Consider the following 14,955-nt stretch of genomic DNA (forward strand, 5'->3'; position numbering starts at 1 on the left):
TTACACCGCCTCGCGCAGATCGAGGCCGATGTCCAGGATCGGCGAGGAGTGGGTCAGGCCGCCGACGGCCAGGTAGTCCACGCCGGTCTCCGCGTACGCCCGGGCGGTGTCCAGGGTCAGGCGGCCCGAGGACTCCAGCACCGCGCGGCCGGCCACCAGGGCCACGGCCCGCGCGGTCTGCTCGACCGTGAAGTTGTCCAGCAGGATCAGGTCGGCGCCCGCCTCCAGCACCTCGCCGATCTGCTCCAGGGTGTCGACCTCGACCTCGATCGGAACGTCCGGGAAGGCCTCGCGCACGGCCGTGAAGGCCTGGGCGACGCCGCCCGCGGCGACCACGTGGTTGTCCTTGACCAGCGCCGCGTCCGACAGCGACATGCGGTGGTTGACGCCGCCGCCGCAGCGCACCGCGTACTTCTCCAGCGCGCGCAGGCCGGGCGTGGTCTTGCGGGTGTCGCGGACCTTCGCCGAGGTGCCCACCAGGACGTCCGCCCAGCGCCGGGTGGCCGTCGCGATGCCGGACAGCCGGCACAGGATGTTCAGCGCGCTGCGCTCCGCCGTCAGCAGGTCGCGGGTGCGGGCGCGGACCGAGAGCAGCACCTGCCCGGCCTTGACGCTGTCGCCGTCCTCCGCGTGCCGCTCCACCTCGAAGGCCTCCGTGCACACCACGGAGAAGACGGCCTCGGCGATGCGCAGACCGGCCACGACGCCGTCCTCGCGCGCGATGAAGTCGGCGACGGCCTCGGCCTCCTCGGGCACCGTGGCCACGGTGGTGACGTCCACCCCGCCGTCCAGGTCCTCGGAGAGCGCCATGTGGGCGATGTCCTCGACCTCGATCGGGTCCAGGCCCGCGTCCGCGAGCAGCTGGGCCAGCGCCGGGTCGAGGCCGCTCTCCTCACCGTCGCCGCAGGCGCAGTCGTCGCCGCAGCCGCCGTCGTTCTGGTCGATCAGGGGAAGTTCGGGGGTGCTCACGGTCACTGCTCCAGGCTCGGGGTGCTCAGGGGGTGCACGGACGGGAAGTCCGCGGAGTCGGTGGGGACGACGACCAGGGCCCGCTTCTCGGTCGCCGAGAGCCGGACGACGAGATGGCGCCGCCACTCGGCATCGTCCCGGTCCGGGTGGTCCTCGCGCCAGTGGCAGCCGCGGGTCTCCACGCGCCGCAGCGCGGCGGCGACCAGGACCCGCGCCACGCACAGCAGGTTCGTGGCCTCCCAGGTGTCCACGCCCGGCTCGGCGGTCTTGCCGTGCGCCTCCAGGTCGTTCAGGGCGGTCGCGTACAGCGCTTCGAGGGATTCGGCCGCCGTACGCAGCGACTCGGCGGAGCGGAGCACGCCCGCCCCCTCCGTCATGATCCGCTGGACCTCGTGCCGGGCCTCGGCGGGCTGCAGCGGGCCCGTCGCGGGGACCGGCACGACCGGGCGGGTGCCGCGGGGCGCGTTCGCGACGATGTCGTCGGCGATCCGCTCGGCGAAGACCAGCCCCTCCAGCAGGGAGTTGGAGGCGAGCCGGTTCGCGCCGTGCACACCGGTGCAGGCGACCTCACCGCAGGCGTACAGGCCGCTGACGGTGGTCCGCCCGTGCAGGTCGGTCCGTACGCCGCCGGACGCGTAGTGCGCGGCGGGCGCCACGGGGATGGGCTCGGTGACCGGGTCGATGCCGTGGGCCCGGCAGGCGGCGAGGATGGTCGGGAAGCGCTGCTCCCACATCTCGGCGCCGAAGTGCCGGGCGTCCAGGTACATGTGCTGCGCGCCCTGCTCCTGCATGCGGCGCATGATGCCCTTGGCGACGATGTCGCGCGGGGCCAGCTCGGCGAGCTCGTGCTGGCCGACCATGAAGCGGACGCCGTCCCCGTCGACGAGGTACGCGCCCTCGCCCCGGACCGCCTCCGACACCAGCGGCTGCTGCCCCTCGGCCTGCGGGCCGAGGAAGAGCACCGTCGGGTGGAACTGCACGAATTCGAGGTCGGAGACCTCGGCACCGGCCCGCAGCGCGAGCGCCACGCCGTCGCCGGTGGACACCGACGGGTTGGTGGTGGCGGAGAAGACCTGGCCCATGCCGCCGGTCGCGAGGATCACGGCGGGCGCGTGGACGGCGCCGACCCCGTCGTGCTGGCCCTCGCCCATGACGTGCAGCGTGACGCCGGCCGTACGGCCCCGCGCGTCCTGGAGCAGGTCCAGTACGAGCGCGTTCTCCACGGTCTCGATGCCCGCGGCATGGACGGCCTCGACGAGCGCCCGCGAGATCTCGGCGCCGGTGGCGTCGCCGCCCGCGTGCGCGATCCGGCGGCGGTGGTGCCCGCCCTCGCGGGTCAGTTCTATCTCGCCGGTCTCCGCGGAGGTGTCGAAGACCGCGCCGGTGGCCATCAGGCGCCGCACCGCGTCCGGCCCTTCGGTGACGAGGAGCCGTACGGCCTCCTCGTCGCACAGGCCCGCGCCCGCGACCAGGGTGTCGTCGAGGTGCTGCTCCGGGGTGTCGCCCTCGCCGAGGGCCGCGGCGATGCCGCCCTGGGCCCAGCGGGTGGAGCCGTCGTCGAGCCGGGCCTTGGTGACCACGACCGTACGGCGGCCGCCGGCGGCGCAGCGCAGCGCGGCGGTCAGACCCGCCACGCCGGAACCGACGACCACGACGTCGGCGTCGAGGGACCAGCCGGGGGCCGGCGCGTGCAGCCGTATGCCCGTGCCGGTGCTCGTGCCGCCGGCGCCGCTGTCTGCGGGGCCTCTGCCTGGGGTGCTCACGCGTGTGCTCCGAATTCCAATGGGATGTTGTCGATCAGCCGGGTCGAGCCCACCTTCGCGGCGACGGCCAGCACGGCCTGCCCGGTGAAGTCGGCACCGGCCTCGGTGAAGTCCTGCGGGTCCACCAGCGCCAGGTAGTCCAGCACGAGCGGCGGCTCGTGGCGGCCCGCCTCCTCCAGGACGTGGCGCGCGGCGGCCCGTACGGCGTCCGGCAGCCCCGCGCCCGCCGCCGAGACGGCGTGCGCGTCGGCGGAGGCACGGATCTCGCCCAGCCGGGCCAGCGCGGTGGCCCGCTCGTCGCTGGCCGGGGCGGCCTCGGCGCGGGCGCGCAGCGCCGCCTGCGCGGCGAGCCGGTCGCGCCCGGCGAACAGGGCGCGGGACAGGGCCAGGGCGGTGTGCCGCTCGGCGGGGGAGAGGTAGCGGTTGCGGGACGACAGCGCGAGCCCGTCCTCCTCGCGGACGGTCGGTACGCCGACCACCTCGACGGGGAAGTTCAGGTCGGTCACCATCCGCCGGATCAGGGCCAGTTGCTGCGCGTCCTTCTGCCCGAAGAGGGCCAGGTCCGGACGGGTGAGGTGGAGCAGCTTGGCGACGACGGTCAGCATCCCGTCGAAGTGGCCGGGGCGGGTGGCCCCTTCCAGGCGCTCGCCCATGGGCCCGGCGCTGATCCGCACCTGCGGGTCGCCACCCGGGTAGACCTCGTCGACGGAGGGCGCGAACACCGCGTCGGCGCCCGCCTCGGCGGCGATCACGAGGTCGGCGTCGAGGGTACGGGGATAGCGGTCGAGGTCCTCGTTCGCCCCGAACTGGAGGGGGTTGACGAAGACGGTCACGACGACCTGGCCCCCGGGACCGGCCTGTTCGCGGGCGGTACGGATCAGGGTGGCGTGGCCCTCGTGGAGGGCGCCCATGGTCATCACCACGGCCCGGCGGCCGGTGCGCGCCAGGTCGTGCAGCTCCTCGGCCGTGTGCAGCAGCTCGGTCACTGGTCGCCCCCGTCAGGGTCCGTGTCGGCGAGCACGCCGAGCAGGTCCTCGGCGAGTTCGGGCTTGAGCAGACCGTGCGCGAGGGCCCGGTCGGCGGTGGTGCGGGCCATCACCAGGTACCCGGCGACCGCGCCGGGTGCGTGCTTGCGCAGCTCCGAGACGTGCGCGGCGACCGTGCCGGCGTCGCCGCGGGCCACCGGCCCGGTCAGGGCGGCGTCGCCGGAGCGCAGGGCGTTGTCGAGGGCCGCGCCGAGCAGCGGGCCGAGCATCCGGTCAGGGTGCTCGACGCCGGCCTTGAGCAGCAGCTCCATGGCCTGGGCGACCAGGGTGACCAGGTGGTTCGCGCCCAGGGCGAGGGCCGCGTGGTAGAGCGGGCGGTTCTCCTCCGCGATCCACTCGGGCTCCCCGCCCATCTCGATGACCAGGGCCTCGGCGGCGAGCCGCAGCTCCTCGGGGGCGGTGACGCCGAAGGAGCATCCGGCCAGCCGCTGCACGTCGACCTCCGTGCCGGTGAAGGTCATCGCGGGGTGCAGGGCCAGCGGCAGGGCGCCCGCGCGGCGCGCCGGGTCGAGCACGGCGGTCCCGTACCGGCCCGAGGTGTGCACGAGGAGCTGGCCGGGCCGGATCGCGCCGGTCCCGGCGAGGCCCTCCACGAGGGACGGCAGCGCGTCGTCGGGGACGGTGAGGAGGACCAGGTCGGCCAGCTCCAGCACCTGCGCGGGCGCTACGAGCGGCACGTCGGGCAGCATCCGGGCGGCGCGGCGCACGGACGCGTCGGAGACTCCGGAGACGGCGACGGGCCGGTGCCCGGCCTGCTGGAGCGCGCGGGCCAGCGCGGGACCGACGCGTCCGGCTCCGACGACGCCGACGGCGAGCCGGGCAGGGCGTGGCTGCTGTGATGGATTCACGCGGGGAGGGCCTTCCGTTCCAGTCCGCGGGGGGTACCGGACGATACGCCGCCATGCTAGGCCCTGGCCGGGCGAGCTACGCAGACAAGCCCGCGGGGCCTGGGCGAGCACCGCAAGGCGGACGATCGCAGCGCGTACTCGATCGTACTCGCGCGATGCGACGGGGCGCCGGGACTCCGTGCGGGGCGCCGAGGCCCCCCAGCAGGCGGGGGCCAGTGGCGGGACGGTGACGCCGGGTACGAGGATCGGGCCCATGAGCGACTGCGAAGAGGACCGCGAAGAGGACCGCGACGAGGGCACGGAACGTACGAAGAGGCTGGTGGCGGCCTGGCGCGGGGCGGGGCGGACGCTGTCCCGCAGCCTGCTGGAGCCCACGGTGGGGGAGCTGCTGGCGACGCTCGCCGAAGCCCCGTACGACCTGGACGGACCTGCCGACGTGTACGGCGACGGGGTCGTCACCGAGCTGGAGCGGCGGGTCGCGGAGCTGCTGGGGACGCAGGACGCGGCCTTCTTCCCCAGCGGCACGATGGCGCAGCAGATCGCGCTGCGGTGCTGGGCGGGGCGGACCGGGAACCAGGTGGTCGCGCTGCACCCGATGAGCCATCCCGAGCGGTGGGAGGGGGACGCGCTGTCGGCCGTCTCCGGGCTGCGGGTCGTCCACCCGACGACGGAGGCGCGCCAGCCGACGCCCGCCGAGGTCGCCTCGCTCCGGGAGCCCTTCGGCACGCTGATGCTGGAGCTGCCGCTGCGGGACGCGGGCTTCCTGCTGCCCGCCTGGGAGGAACTGGAGGCCCTGGTCGACGCGGCCCGGGAGCGGGAGGCGGTGGTCCACTTCGACGGGGCCCGGCTGTGGGAGTCCACCGTCCACTTCGGGCGCCCGCTGCCGGAGATCGCCGCGCTGGCGGACTCGGTGTACGTGTCGTTCTACAAGTCGCTGGGCGGCCTGAGCGGGGCGGCGCTGGCGGGGCCGCGGGAGTTCGTGGAGGAGACCAGGGTCTGGCGCCACCGGTACGGCGGCCAGATCTTCCGGCAGTTCCCGCAGGCCCTGTCCGCGCTGGCCGGGCTGGAGCGCGAACTGCCCCGGCTGCCGTCGTACGTGGCCCAGGCGCGGATGGTCGCCGGGGCGCTGCGCTCGGCCTTCGCGGAGTCGGGCGTGCCGTGGTCCCGGATCCACCCGCAGGAGCCGCACACGCACCAGTTCCAGGTGTGGCTCCCGTACGAGGCGGAGCGCCTGACGGAGGCGGGCCTGCGCCAGGCGGAGGAGACGGGCACGGTCCTCTTCCGCCGCTGGTCTCCCGACGGGCCGCCGGGTCTCGCCGTGACCGAACTGGACATCACGCAGCCGGGCCTCTCCTGGACGGAGTCCGACGTACACGAAGCCGTCGCGGCCTTCGTATCCCGCCTCTGACCACCGCCGCCACAGCCCGTGGCTCCGCCCCGCACCCCGCGCCTCAAACGCCGGCGAGGCTGAAAGACCGGGGCTCCGCCCCGGACCCCGCGCCTCAAACGCCGGCGAGGCTGGGTTTGCGCTCCGCGCAGCGGCACCCCGCGCCCCGGAGGGAACCGGCGAAACACCGAATTACCCGAAAGTCACCGACCCGGGCCGACCACGGCGTTACCGTCTTACGGCAATTACCGGCCACCGCGCCCGTAGGAGAGACCCATGACCACCCAGCCCGCGTGGCAGAAGTCCTCGTTCTGCAGTGAGGGAGACGCCTGCGTCTACGTCTCGGCCGCGCCCGGCACCCTCGTGCGCGTCGCCGACCGAGTCGACCCGGCCCACCTCGTCCTCGCCACCACCCAGGCCGCCTGGACCGATTTCCTCCGCGCGGTCAAAGAGACCGGCTGAGCAGAGCTCCGCTCTGCGCCGCGCCGCACCCCTCACCTCAGGGGATTTTGTCCGATTAGCGCGTATCTTCGGCCCATGCCCACGCCCTACGGATCCCGCGGCGGCATGGCGTTCAGCGCCGCCGAGCTGCACGTGCTCAGGCGTTCGCTCGCCCACGCCCTTCAGCCCTCCCCGGCCCCCCTGACGGCCGGGGAGGTCCAGGACTGCCTATGCCTCGCGCGGTCGGTGGACGACGCGGTCCAGGAGGCGGGGCGGCTCAGAGCGTTCCTCCTCGAGGACCTCGCCCGCTACCGGGGCGCCCTGCCCGGCAGCCTCTCCGGCTACCTGGAGCTGCTCCAGGACGCCCTGGCCGCCGGGTACGAGCCGGCGGCCGACGACCTCGCCGCCCTGCGCGCGCTCCGCGCCAATCCGGTCGCGGCCGCGCTGCTGGACCGGGCCCGGACCGCGGCGGAGCGCTCCGTACGCCGGCGGCTGTCGACCGCCCGCGCGCCCCGGACCCGGCTCCTGGCCCTGGCCGGCGGGAAGGGCGCGCGGGACGCGAACGACGCGAACGACGCGAAGGACCCGCACGACGCGAACGACGCGAAGGACCCGCACGACGCCAAGGACGGCAAGGACGGCAGGGACAGGAGCGAGGAGCAGCCCCGCCCGGCCCCGCAGCCCAAGGAGCCGCCGCGCCCCGAACGCCCGATCCCGACCCCCGGCGAGGTGTTCCCGCCGCGCCGCAAGCCCACCCCGCCCCCGTCGGCGGGACGGGCTTGCGGGTAGCTACGCTGTGGGGCATGGACTACGTCTCCGCGCTCGTGCCCCCCATCGCGATGGCCGCTTTCTTCATCGCTCTCGTCGTGACGATCGTGAAGTCCCAGGGTGGTTCCAACAAGGCCAAGGAAGACGCGGCGGTCGATGCGGTGATCGCCCGCGCCGAGGCCGCCCAGCAGCAGAAGAAGTAGCGCCCGGGGCGCGTTGCCGAGCGAATAGTCGGGCAATTCAGTACAACTCGCACTATCGTGCTGTTGTGCCTCGCCCCTTGGGAGAACTCGAAGACGCCGTCATGACGCGGGTGTGGCAGTGGAACCGCCCGGTCACCGTCCGAGAAGTACTGGAAGACCTCCAGCAGGAACGGTCCATCGCGTACACCACGGTCATGACCGTTATGGACAATCTTCATCAGAAGGGCTGGGTCCGCCGGGAAGCCGAAGGCCGCGCCTATCGATATACGGCGGTCTCCACCCGCGCCGCCTACTCGGCCGCACTGATGAACGAAGCCTGGTCGACGAGCGACAACCCCGCGGCCGCCCTCGTCGCCTTCTTCGGCATGATGTCCGCGGAACAGCGGGAAGCCCTCCGGGACGCCGTACGGGTCGTCCAGCACGACGACGAGTCGGGTGCCGAAGCCCCCGCCGAAGCCCCTGCCGAAGTCCCTGCCGAAGCCCCCGCTCCGCCGGAAGCCGAAGGGGACTCCGCCGAGCGCCCGCAGGGCCCGGGGCGATAGCGTCCGGAGGCATGGGAGAGTTTTCCACTGCACATGCAGAAACAGTGACGATCCGCCGTGCCCGCACCCGTGATGTTCCCGCGCTGCGTCGCCTCCTCGACCAGTACGTGCAGCAGCGGATCCTGCTCGACAAAGCCCCGGTCGTCCTTTACGAGGACATCCAGGAGTTCTGGGTCGCGGAACGCGACTCCGACGGCCAGGTGGTCGGCTGCGGCGCTCTCCACGTGATGTGGGAAGACCTCGCCGAAGTGCGCACTCTCGCCGTCGACCGCGAGTTGAAGGGCGCCGGCGTCGGTCATCTGGTGCTGGAGCAGTTGTTGCGCACCGCCCGCACGCTCGGGGTGAGCCGGGTTTTCTGCCTGACCTTCGAAGTGGAGTTCTTCGCGAAGCACGGCTTCGTCGAGATCGGCGAGACCCCGGTCAAGACCGATGTCTACATGGAGCTCCTGCGTTCCTATGACGAGGGTGTCGCCGAGTTCCTCGGTCTCGAACGAGTGAAGCCGAACACCTTGGGCAACAGTCGGATGCTTCTGCACCTCTGATCGATGGCCTCAGCTTTTCCGGCGCTCCGCACGCCTGAGGCCTATGTCCGAATCGCGCACGTTTCCCGCCCCGTTGCGGTCTCGAACCTCTCCCCGGGGGTTTGTGTTTTCCAGGCAAAAGCGGTTTCCTTTCCGCGTACTGCTTTTCGATGAAAGGAAATCCCGGTGGCACAGAAGGTTCAGGTCCTTCTTGTCGACGACCTCGACGGTGGCGAGGCGGACGAGACGGTGACGTTCGCTCTGGATGGCAAGACCTACGAGATCGACCTCACCACCGCCAACGCTGAAAAGCTCCGCGGTCTGCTCGACCCGTACACCAAGGGCGGCCGCCGTACCGGTGGGCGCGCGACCGCGGCCCGTGCCAAGGGCCGCGCCTCCGCGACGACCGGTCACCCGGACACCGCCGAGATCCGCGCATGGGCCAAGGAGAACGGCTACAACGTGAACGACCGCGGCCGCGTCCCGGCCGAGATCCGCGAGGCCTACGAGAAGGCCAAGGGCTGACAGGCCCCAGCCGTACGCCGTCCCAGGCGAGCCCGGTGGCATTCCGTCGCCGCGGCCGCCACCAGGCGTACGAGATCGGACCCGCGAGCGGGTCCGGCGGCCTGCCCGGGACCGGGCAGGCCCGGCAGTAGTGCCTCACACCCCTGCTCGGGGGGTCGCAGCCATACGGCGGCCCCCCGAGGGCTTTCCGCGAGGGGCGACCCCGGGGGAGCCGGGGCGGTGATCCGGCCACCCGCACCCAGGGCGGTGAGATCGAGGGCGACCCCGCCCCATTCCAGCCAGTCGAGCAGCCCGTCCAGCTCCTCTGCGCTGCCCGCGGCCACCAGGAACCGCATCCGGCGCCCCATCAGCGCCACCGGGCCCGTGGCGACCGGCCTGCGCAGCAGCGCCGCCCCCGCATCGGACGGCAGCTCCAGTACGTCGAACCGGATCCCGGTCGCGAGCTGGGCCGGCGGCCCGCCCAGGACGGTCCAGCCGAGCACCCTCTCGTACCAGGAGGCGGAGGCGTACGCGCCCTCCTCGGGCGCCACGCGGGGCATCGGAACGGTCAGCGGGACGGTCGGCGGGGCGGTTACGGCCATGTCCGGAGCAACTTCCCAAACGCTCCGGGGTTACGGTCGATGTGACAGAGCGCACCCGTTCCCCTGCGGAACGTAAACATCCGCGAGGTCGCAGTCCCACATTCGGGACGGAACTGTGTTCGCCCTTAGCGGAGGGATCCGGGGTCACAGGGCGTGCGCTGCCAGTCCTTACGGGTAAGACATTCCTAGTGGATCGGGGCGACACGCTGATTTGCGCGGCTTCCGTTCGCCATCGGCGTACACGCATGACGGGTATCTGCCTGGCCTGCGGGAACATCGTCTCGCACCATCGAGTTGGAGCAGTTGTCGGCTCTTCAAGCCGGTTTTCCCCACCGATGCAGGGGTGAGCCACAGACGGATGTCGGCAGTTGGAATGAGCTGTCCCGCCCCGCGGGACTAGCATGCGGAAGGACAGGGCGGGGACCGACCCCGAACTGCCCGACCGCTCTGAGGAGCGATAAACGATGTTCGAGAGGTTCACCGACCGCGCGCGGCGGGTTGTCGTCCTGGCTCAGGAAGAAGCCCGGATGCTCAACCACAACTACATCGGCACCGAGCACATCCTCCTGGGCTTGATCCACGAGGGTGAGGGTGTCGCCGCTAAGGCCCTGGAGAGCCTCGGGATTTCGCTCGAGGCTGTTCGCCAGCAGGTTGAGGAGATCATCGGTCAGGGGCAGCAGGCCCCGTCCGGCCACATCCCCTTCACCCCGCGGGCGAAGAAGGTCCTGGAGCTTTCGCTCCGAGAGGCCCTCCAGCTCGGCCACAACTACATCGGCACCGAGCACATCCTGCTCGGCCTGATCCGCGAGGGTGAGGGCGTCGCCGCCCAGGTCCTCGTGAAGCTGGGCGCCGATCTCAACCGAGTCCGGCAGCAGGTCATCCAGCTGCTCTCCGGCTACACCGGCGGAGGCAAGGAGTCGGCCACGGCAGGCGGCCCGGCCGAGGGCACTCCCTCGACCTCGCTCGTCCTGGACCAGTTCGGCCGCAACCTCACCCAGGCGGCCCGCGAATCCAAGCTCGACCCGGTCATCGGGCGCGAGAAGGAGATCGAGCGGGTCATGCAGGTGCTGTCCCGCCGTACCAAGAACAACCCGGTCCTCATCGGCGAGCCCGGCGTCGGCAAGACCGCCGTGGTCGAGGGCCTGGCCCAGGCGATCGTCAAGGGCGAGGTCCCCGAGACCCTCAAGGACAAGCACCTCTACACGCTTGACCTGGGTGCCCTGGTCGCCGGTTCCCGCTACCGCGGTGACTTCGAGGAGCGCCTGAAGAAGGTGCTCAAGGAGATCCGCACCCGCGGCGACATCATCCTGTTCATCGACGAGCTCCACACCCTCGTGGGTGCGGGTGCCGCCGAGGGCGCGATCGACGCCGCCAGCATCCTCAAGCCCATGCTGGCCCGTGGTGAGCTCCAGACCATCGGTGCCACGACGCTGGACGAGTACCGCAAGCACCTCGAGAAGGACGCGGCCCTCGAGCGCCGCTTCCAGCCGATCCAGGTGGCGGAGCCTTCCCTCCCCCACACGATCGAGATCCTCAAGGGCCTGCGGGACCGCTACGAGGCCCACCATCGCGTCTCCATCACGGACGAGGCCCTCGTCCAGGCGGCGACGCTGGCGGACCGGTACATCTCGGACCGCTTCCTGCCGGACAAGGCGATCGACCTGATCGACGAGGCCGGCTCCCGGATGCGCATCCGCCGGATGACCGCGCCGCCGGACCTCCGCGAGTTCGACGAGAAGATCGCGGCCGTGCGCCGCGACAAGGAGTCGGCCATCGACTCCCAGGACTTCGAGAAGGCAGCTTCTCTCCGTGACAAGGAGAAGCAGCTGCTGGCGGCGAAGACCAAGCGCGAGAAGGAATGGAAGGCCGGCGACATGGACGTCGTCGCCGAGGTCGACGGCGAGCTCATCGCCGAAGTCCTCGCGACCGCGACCGGCATTCCCGTCTTCAAGCTCACCGAGGAGGAGTCCTCGCGACTGCTCCGCATGGAGGACGAGCTCCACCGTCGGGTCATCGGCCAGAAGGACGCCATCAAGGCGCTCTCCCAGGCGATCCGCCGTACCCGTGCCGGTCTGAAGGACCCGAAGCGCCCGGGTGGCTCGTTCATCTTCGCCGGTCCGTCCGGTGTCGGTAAGACCGAGCTCTCCAAGACGCTCGCCGAATTCCTCTTCGGCGACGAGGACGCGCTGATCTCCCTCGACATGTCGGAGTTCAGCGAGAAGCACACGGTTTCCCGTCTCTTCGGTTCGCCCCCCGGCTACGTGGGCTACGAAGAGGGCGGCCAGCTCACCGAGAAGGTGCGCCGGAAGCCGTTCTCCGTCGTCCTCTTCGACGAGGTCGAGAAGGCCCACCCGGATATCTTCAATTCCCTTCTCCAGATCCTGGAGGACGGTCGCCTGACCGACTCCCAGGGCCGGGTCGTGGACTTCAAGAACACGGTCATCATCATGACGACCAACCTGGGTACCCGGGACATCTCGAAGGGCTTCAACCTGGGCTTCGCGGCCCAGGGCGACACCAAGACCGGCTACGACCGGATGAAGGCGAAGGTCAACGAAGAGCTCAAGCAGCACTTCCGGCCCGAGTTCCTCAACCGCGTCGACGACACGGTCGTCTTCCACCAGCTCACCGAGGAAGACATCATCCAGATCGTCGACCTGATGATCGCGAAGGTCGACGAGCGCCTCAAGGACCGCGACATGGGCATCGAGCTGAGCGGCGACGCGAAGCTCCTGCTCGCCAAGCGCGGCTACGACCCGATCATGGGTGCCCGGCCGCTGCGCCGGACCATCCAGCGCGAGATCGAGGACATGCTCTCGGAGAAGATCCTCTTCGGCGAGCTCCGCCCCGGTCAGATCGTGGTCGTCGGCAAGGAGGGCGAAGGCGACGACGCCAAGTTCACCTTCCGCGGCGAGGAGAAGTCGGCCCTGCCCGACCTGCCCCCGATCGAGGCCACGGGCTCCGGCCCGGACCTCTCCAAGGGTGCGTAAGCGGTAGGCGCTGAACACAGCGGTACGAAGGGGCGGCCCGGAACCCAAGAGGTTCCGGGCCGCCCCTTTTTCATGCGCCGGGACGGCTCGGTTCCGGCTCGGTTCCTGCTCGGTTCCGGCTCGCGCCGGTGACAAGCCGCACAGAACAAAACGGACGTACTAGGCAGATTCGTAGATCAATGGACCCCTGGACCAAGCCTTCGTCCCAGTAGGAGGCCGTCAACCGGACGCGTCACACCGCCCCTGCTACGAGCCCCGGTAGTAATCGGGACATTTGGGGAAGTCCGGGGGCGCGGGTTACCAAAGATGGGCCAACCCGGCACGTGCCGCATCGTGCCGGGTCACTTCATGCCCGTATCGGGCATGGCCCTTCCTCGTCCCCGGCCCCGGAGGTCTGCTACATGTCCGCGAAGCGCGTCAACACCCGTCGTACCCGTATCGCCGTCGGCGCCACCGCTCTCGGTGCGGTGCTGGCTCTTGGGGCCGGGACGACCGCCGCCTTCGCCGACACCCAGCAGACGGCCCCCGCCCGGACCGCCGAGCTGGTGGCCCAGCAGGCCTCCGCCCCGGCGGCCGGCTCCGCGGCCGGCACGACGACCGGCCTGTGGGACAAGCCGCTGGAGAAGTACACGCTGTCCGCGACCTTCGGCAAGGGCGGCAGCATGTGGTCCAGCAAGCACTCCGGCCAGGACTTCGCCGTCCCGGTCGGCACCCCGGTCAAGGCCGCGGCCGCCGGCGTCGTCGTCAAGGCGGGCCCGAACGGTGGCGGCGACGGCCCCGCGTACGGTAACGCCATCGTGATCAAGCACGCGAACAACACGTACTCGCAGTACGCGCACCTCTCGAAGATCCAGGTCAAGATCGGCCAGAAGGTCTCCGTCGAGCAGCGCATCGCCCTGTCGGGCAACACCGGCAACTCCAGCGGCCCGCACCTGCACTTCGAGATCCGCACCACCCCGAACTACGGCTCGGCCGTGAACCCGGTGGCCTTCCTGCGCAAGGCCGGCGTCACGATCTGACCGGACGGTCCGACCTGTCACTCGGAGCGGCCGACCATCCAGGCGTTCGTCTGGGCGTTGCGTCCCGCGGCGTCGAGCGTGCCGGCCTCGTAGGCGGCGGCCTGCTCCGGTGAGAAGGCCGCCTTGTAGAACCGGACGTCGTAGATCGATCCCTTCCAGGCGCCCGCCCAGGCGTTCTGGTGACGGGCCCGGCCGAGCTGCGACGGGCCGTCGCTCTTGTGGATGCCCGGGATCGGCGCCTCACCGGCCTTCTTGCCCTGCACGTAGAGGGCGATCGTCTTCTTCTTCGCGTCGTGCACGGCCGTCAGCAGCGTCGGGATCTTGACGTTGTCGACCCCTTCGGCGGCGACCGTCACCACGGTCGGCGTGGCCCCCTTGTCGGTGGTCCGTACCCGGAACACCCAGGCCTGCTTGCCGTTCACCATGTCCGAGCCCAGCTCGAAGGTGAATGAATCCCCGCCGCCCTGGCTGAGCGCGATCTGGGGGCCCGGCGCCGTGGACGTGTTGTGGACGCGGGCCGACAAGGAGAAGCTCTTGGCCGTGTCCACGGCCGCCTTGGTGGCCTGCGCGTACGAGCTCGGGCTGCCGGTGAGGCGCAGTTCGTAGTGCGAGTCGACCTTGGGGACGGTCGCGTCCGGGCCCATGCGGATGTGGACCTTGCCGTTGCTGTCGCGGAGCAGCGAGGGATCGGTGGCGACGACGGGCGAGTAGCCCTTCGGGGACTCCGGCGCCCCGGACACGGACGGCGCGTCGGTCGCGAGGTCCTTCCCCTCTCCTCCGGGCCCCTCGCCCTTCAGGAGCAGGAACGCTCCGCCACCGGCGAGCAGGGCCATGGCCACCGCGCTCCCCACGATCGTCCACAGCCGCTTGCGGCGCCGCTCGGCGCCGGCCCGGTCGGCCATGGCCTCCCAGTCCGGCTGGTTGCCCGGGGTGAAGGCCGCCGGCTCCGGCGGGCCCGAGGGATCGGGTTGCCCCAGGTGCGGGACCGGCTGCGTCGACCGGTGGAGGTCCGGCCCCTGCTGGTACGGGCCGGCCGGGCCGCCCTGCGGGTAACCGTAGCCGTCGGGCCCGGTCGGAGCGGGTCCGAAGCCGCCGGATATCGGGGGCCCGGGCGGGAAGCCGTAGCCGCCCTGGGCGGGCTGGCCGGGCGGGGGGCCGTAGCCGCCCTGCTGGGGCTGGCCGGGCGGGAACCCGTAGCCGCCGCCCTGTGCGGGCGGTCCCGGCGGGAACCCGTATCCGCCGCTCCCGGCGGCGGGCTCGGGCTGCGGGTTGCTCGGGGGATTCGTGCCGTCGGTCATGCCACGGATGCTAAGTCACGGCCCCGTGGGCGGTACGGCCCGGTACCCGTCCCG

At 71.6% G+C, this 14,955-nt stretch carries 15 protein-coding genes; 9 read left to right on the forward strand and 6 right to left on the reverse strand.

Features of this window, described 5'->3' with window-relative positions; translation table 11 throughout:
• From nadC to ACZ4TV_RS12680, 4 genes are read right to left on the reverse strand one after another with little or no spacing between them, the layout of a single operon-like run.
• Window positions 1-969, reverse strand: a complete 969-nt coding sequence (gene nadC / locus ACZ4TV_RS12665) for a carboxylating nicotinate-nucleotide diphosphorylase (protein ID WP_468133658.1) — start codon at window positions 967-969, stop codon at window positions 1-3.
• 2 nt (window positions 970-971) lie between these two features.
• A complete protein-coding gene (locus ACZ4TV_RS12670) occupies window positions 972-2,732 on the reverse strand; it encodes an L-aspartate oxidase (RefSeq protein ID WP_468133660.1) in 1,761 nt (586 codons plus the stop codon).
• Window positions 2,729-3,718, reverse strand: a complete 990-nt coding sequence (gene panC / locus ACZ4TV_RS12675; RefSeq protein ID WP_468133662.1) for a pantoate--beta-alanine ligase — start codon at window positions 3,716-3,718, stop codon at window positions 2,729-2,731. Before panC ends, ACZ4TV_RS12670 begins: the two co-directional genes overlap by 4 nt.
• Entirely contained in the window at window positions 3,715-4,626 is a 912-nt protein-coding gene (locus ACZ4TV_RS12680) for a Rossmann-like and DUF2520 domain-containing protein (RefSeq protein WP_468133664.1), read from the reverse strand. Before ACZ4TV_RS12680 ends, panC begins: the two co-directional genes overlap by 4 nt.
• A gap of 253 nt (window positions 4,627-4,879) precedes the next feature.
• Between ACZ4TV_RS12680 and ACZ4TV_RS12685 the strand changes: the two genes are divergently transcribed.
• The 7 genes from ACZ4TV_RS12685 to ACZ4TV_RS12715 all read left to right on the forward strand — a co-directional run bounded on the left by ACZ4TV_RS12685 (window position 4,880) and on the right by ACZ4TV_RS12715 (window position 9,013).
• Complete coding sequence (locus tag ACZ4TV_RS12685) at window positions 4,880-6,034, forward strand: threonine aldolase family protein (RefSeq protein WP_468133666.1); 1,155 nt, start codon at window positions 4,880-4,882, stop codon at window positions 6,032-6,034.
• A gap of 255 nt (window positions 6,035-6,289) precedes the next feature.
• Entirely contained in the window at window positions 6,290-6,475 is a 186-nt protein-coding gene (locus ACZ4TV_RS12690; RefSeq protein WP_468133668.1) for a DUF397 domain-containing protein, read from the forward strand.
• A gap of 75 nt (window positions 6,476-6,550) precedes the next feature.
• Window positions 6,551-7,243, forward strand: a complete 693-nt coding sequence (locus ACZ4TV_RS12695) for a hypothetical protein (RefSeq protein ID WP_468133670.1) — start codon at window positions 6,551-6,553, stop codon at window positions 7,241-7,243.
• A gap of 14 nt (window positions 7,244-7,257) precedes the next feature.
• Window positions 7,258-7,425, forward strand: coding sequence for a hypothetical protein (locus ACZ4TV_RS12700; protein ID WP_468133672.1), 168 nt, complete (start codon window positions 7,258-7,260; stop codon window positions 7,423-7,425).
• A gap of 65 nt (window positions 7,426-7,490) precedes the next feature.
• Window positions 7,491-7,967 carry a BlaI/MecI/CopY family transcriptional regulator gene (locus tag ACZ4TV_RS12705; RefSeq protein ID WP_468133674.1) on the forward strand — a complete coding sequence of 159 codons (477 nt, stop codon included), beginning with the start codon at window positions 7,491-7,493 and terminating at the stop codon, window positions 7,965-7,967.
• An 11-nt stretch (window positions 7,968-7,978) separates the two neighbouring features.
• Window positions 7,979-8,509, forward strand: coding sequence for an amino-acid N-acetyltransferase (locus ACZ4TV_RS12710; RefSeq protein ID WP_468133676.1), 531 nt, complete (start codon window positions 7,979-7,981; stop codon window positions 8,507-8,509).
• Window positions 8,510-8,674: 165 nt separating this feature from the next.
• On the forward strand, window positions 8,675-9,013 hold the full coding sequence (locus tag ACZ4TV_RS12715) for a histone-like nucleoid-structuring protein Lsr2 (RefSeq protein ID WP_468133678.1): 339 nt from the start codon (window positions 8,675-8,677) through the stop codon (window positions 9,011-9,013).
• Here ACZ4TV_RS12715 and ACZ4TV_RS12720 read toward each other — a convergent pair.
• Window positions 8,992-9,594, reverse strand: a complete 603-nt coding sequence (locus ACZ4TV_RS12720; protein ID WP_468133680.1) for an SCO3374 family protein — start codon at window positions 9,592-9,594, stop codon at window positions 8,992-8,994. The genes ACZ4TV_RS12715 and ACZ4TV_RS12720 overlap by 22 nt on opposite strands.
• 464 nt (window positions 9,595-10,058) lie before the next feature.
• On the opposite strand from ACZ4TV_RS12720, the gene ACZ4TV_RS12725 reads away from it, so the two are divergent.
• Both ACZ4TV_RS12725 and ACZ4TV_RS12730 read left to right on the forward strand, forming a co-directional pair.
• Window positions 10,059-12,584, forward strand: coding sequence for an ATP-dependent Clp protease ATP-binding subunit (locus ACZ4TV_RS12725; protein ID WP_468133682.1), 2,526 nt, complete (start codon window positions 10,059-10,061; stop codon window positions 12,582-12,584).
• Window positions 12,585-12,985: 401 nt separating this feature from the next.
• A complete protein-coding gene (locus ACZ4TV_RS12730; protein ID WP_468133684.1) occupies window positions 12,986-13,603 on the forward strand; it encodes a M23 family metallopeptidase in 618 nt (205 codons plus the stop codon).
• 17 nt (window positions 13,604-13,620) lie between these two features.
• On the opposite strand, the gene ACZ4TV_RS12735 is transcribed toward ACZ4TV_RS12730, so the two are convergent.
• The gene (locus tag ACZ4TV_RS12735) at window positions 13,621-14,901 is read right to left on the reverse strand and encodes a LamG-like jellyroll fold domain-containing protein (RefSeq protein ID WP_468133686.1); all 1,281 of its coding nucleotides are present in this window, start codon (window positions 14,899-14,901) and stop codon (window positions 13,621-13,623) included.
• Between the last annotated feature and the right edge of the window lie 54 nt (window positions 14,902-14,955).

The organism is Streptomyces sp. NPDC028910 (assembly GCF_055564955.1).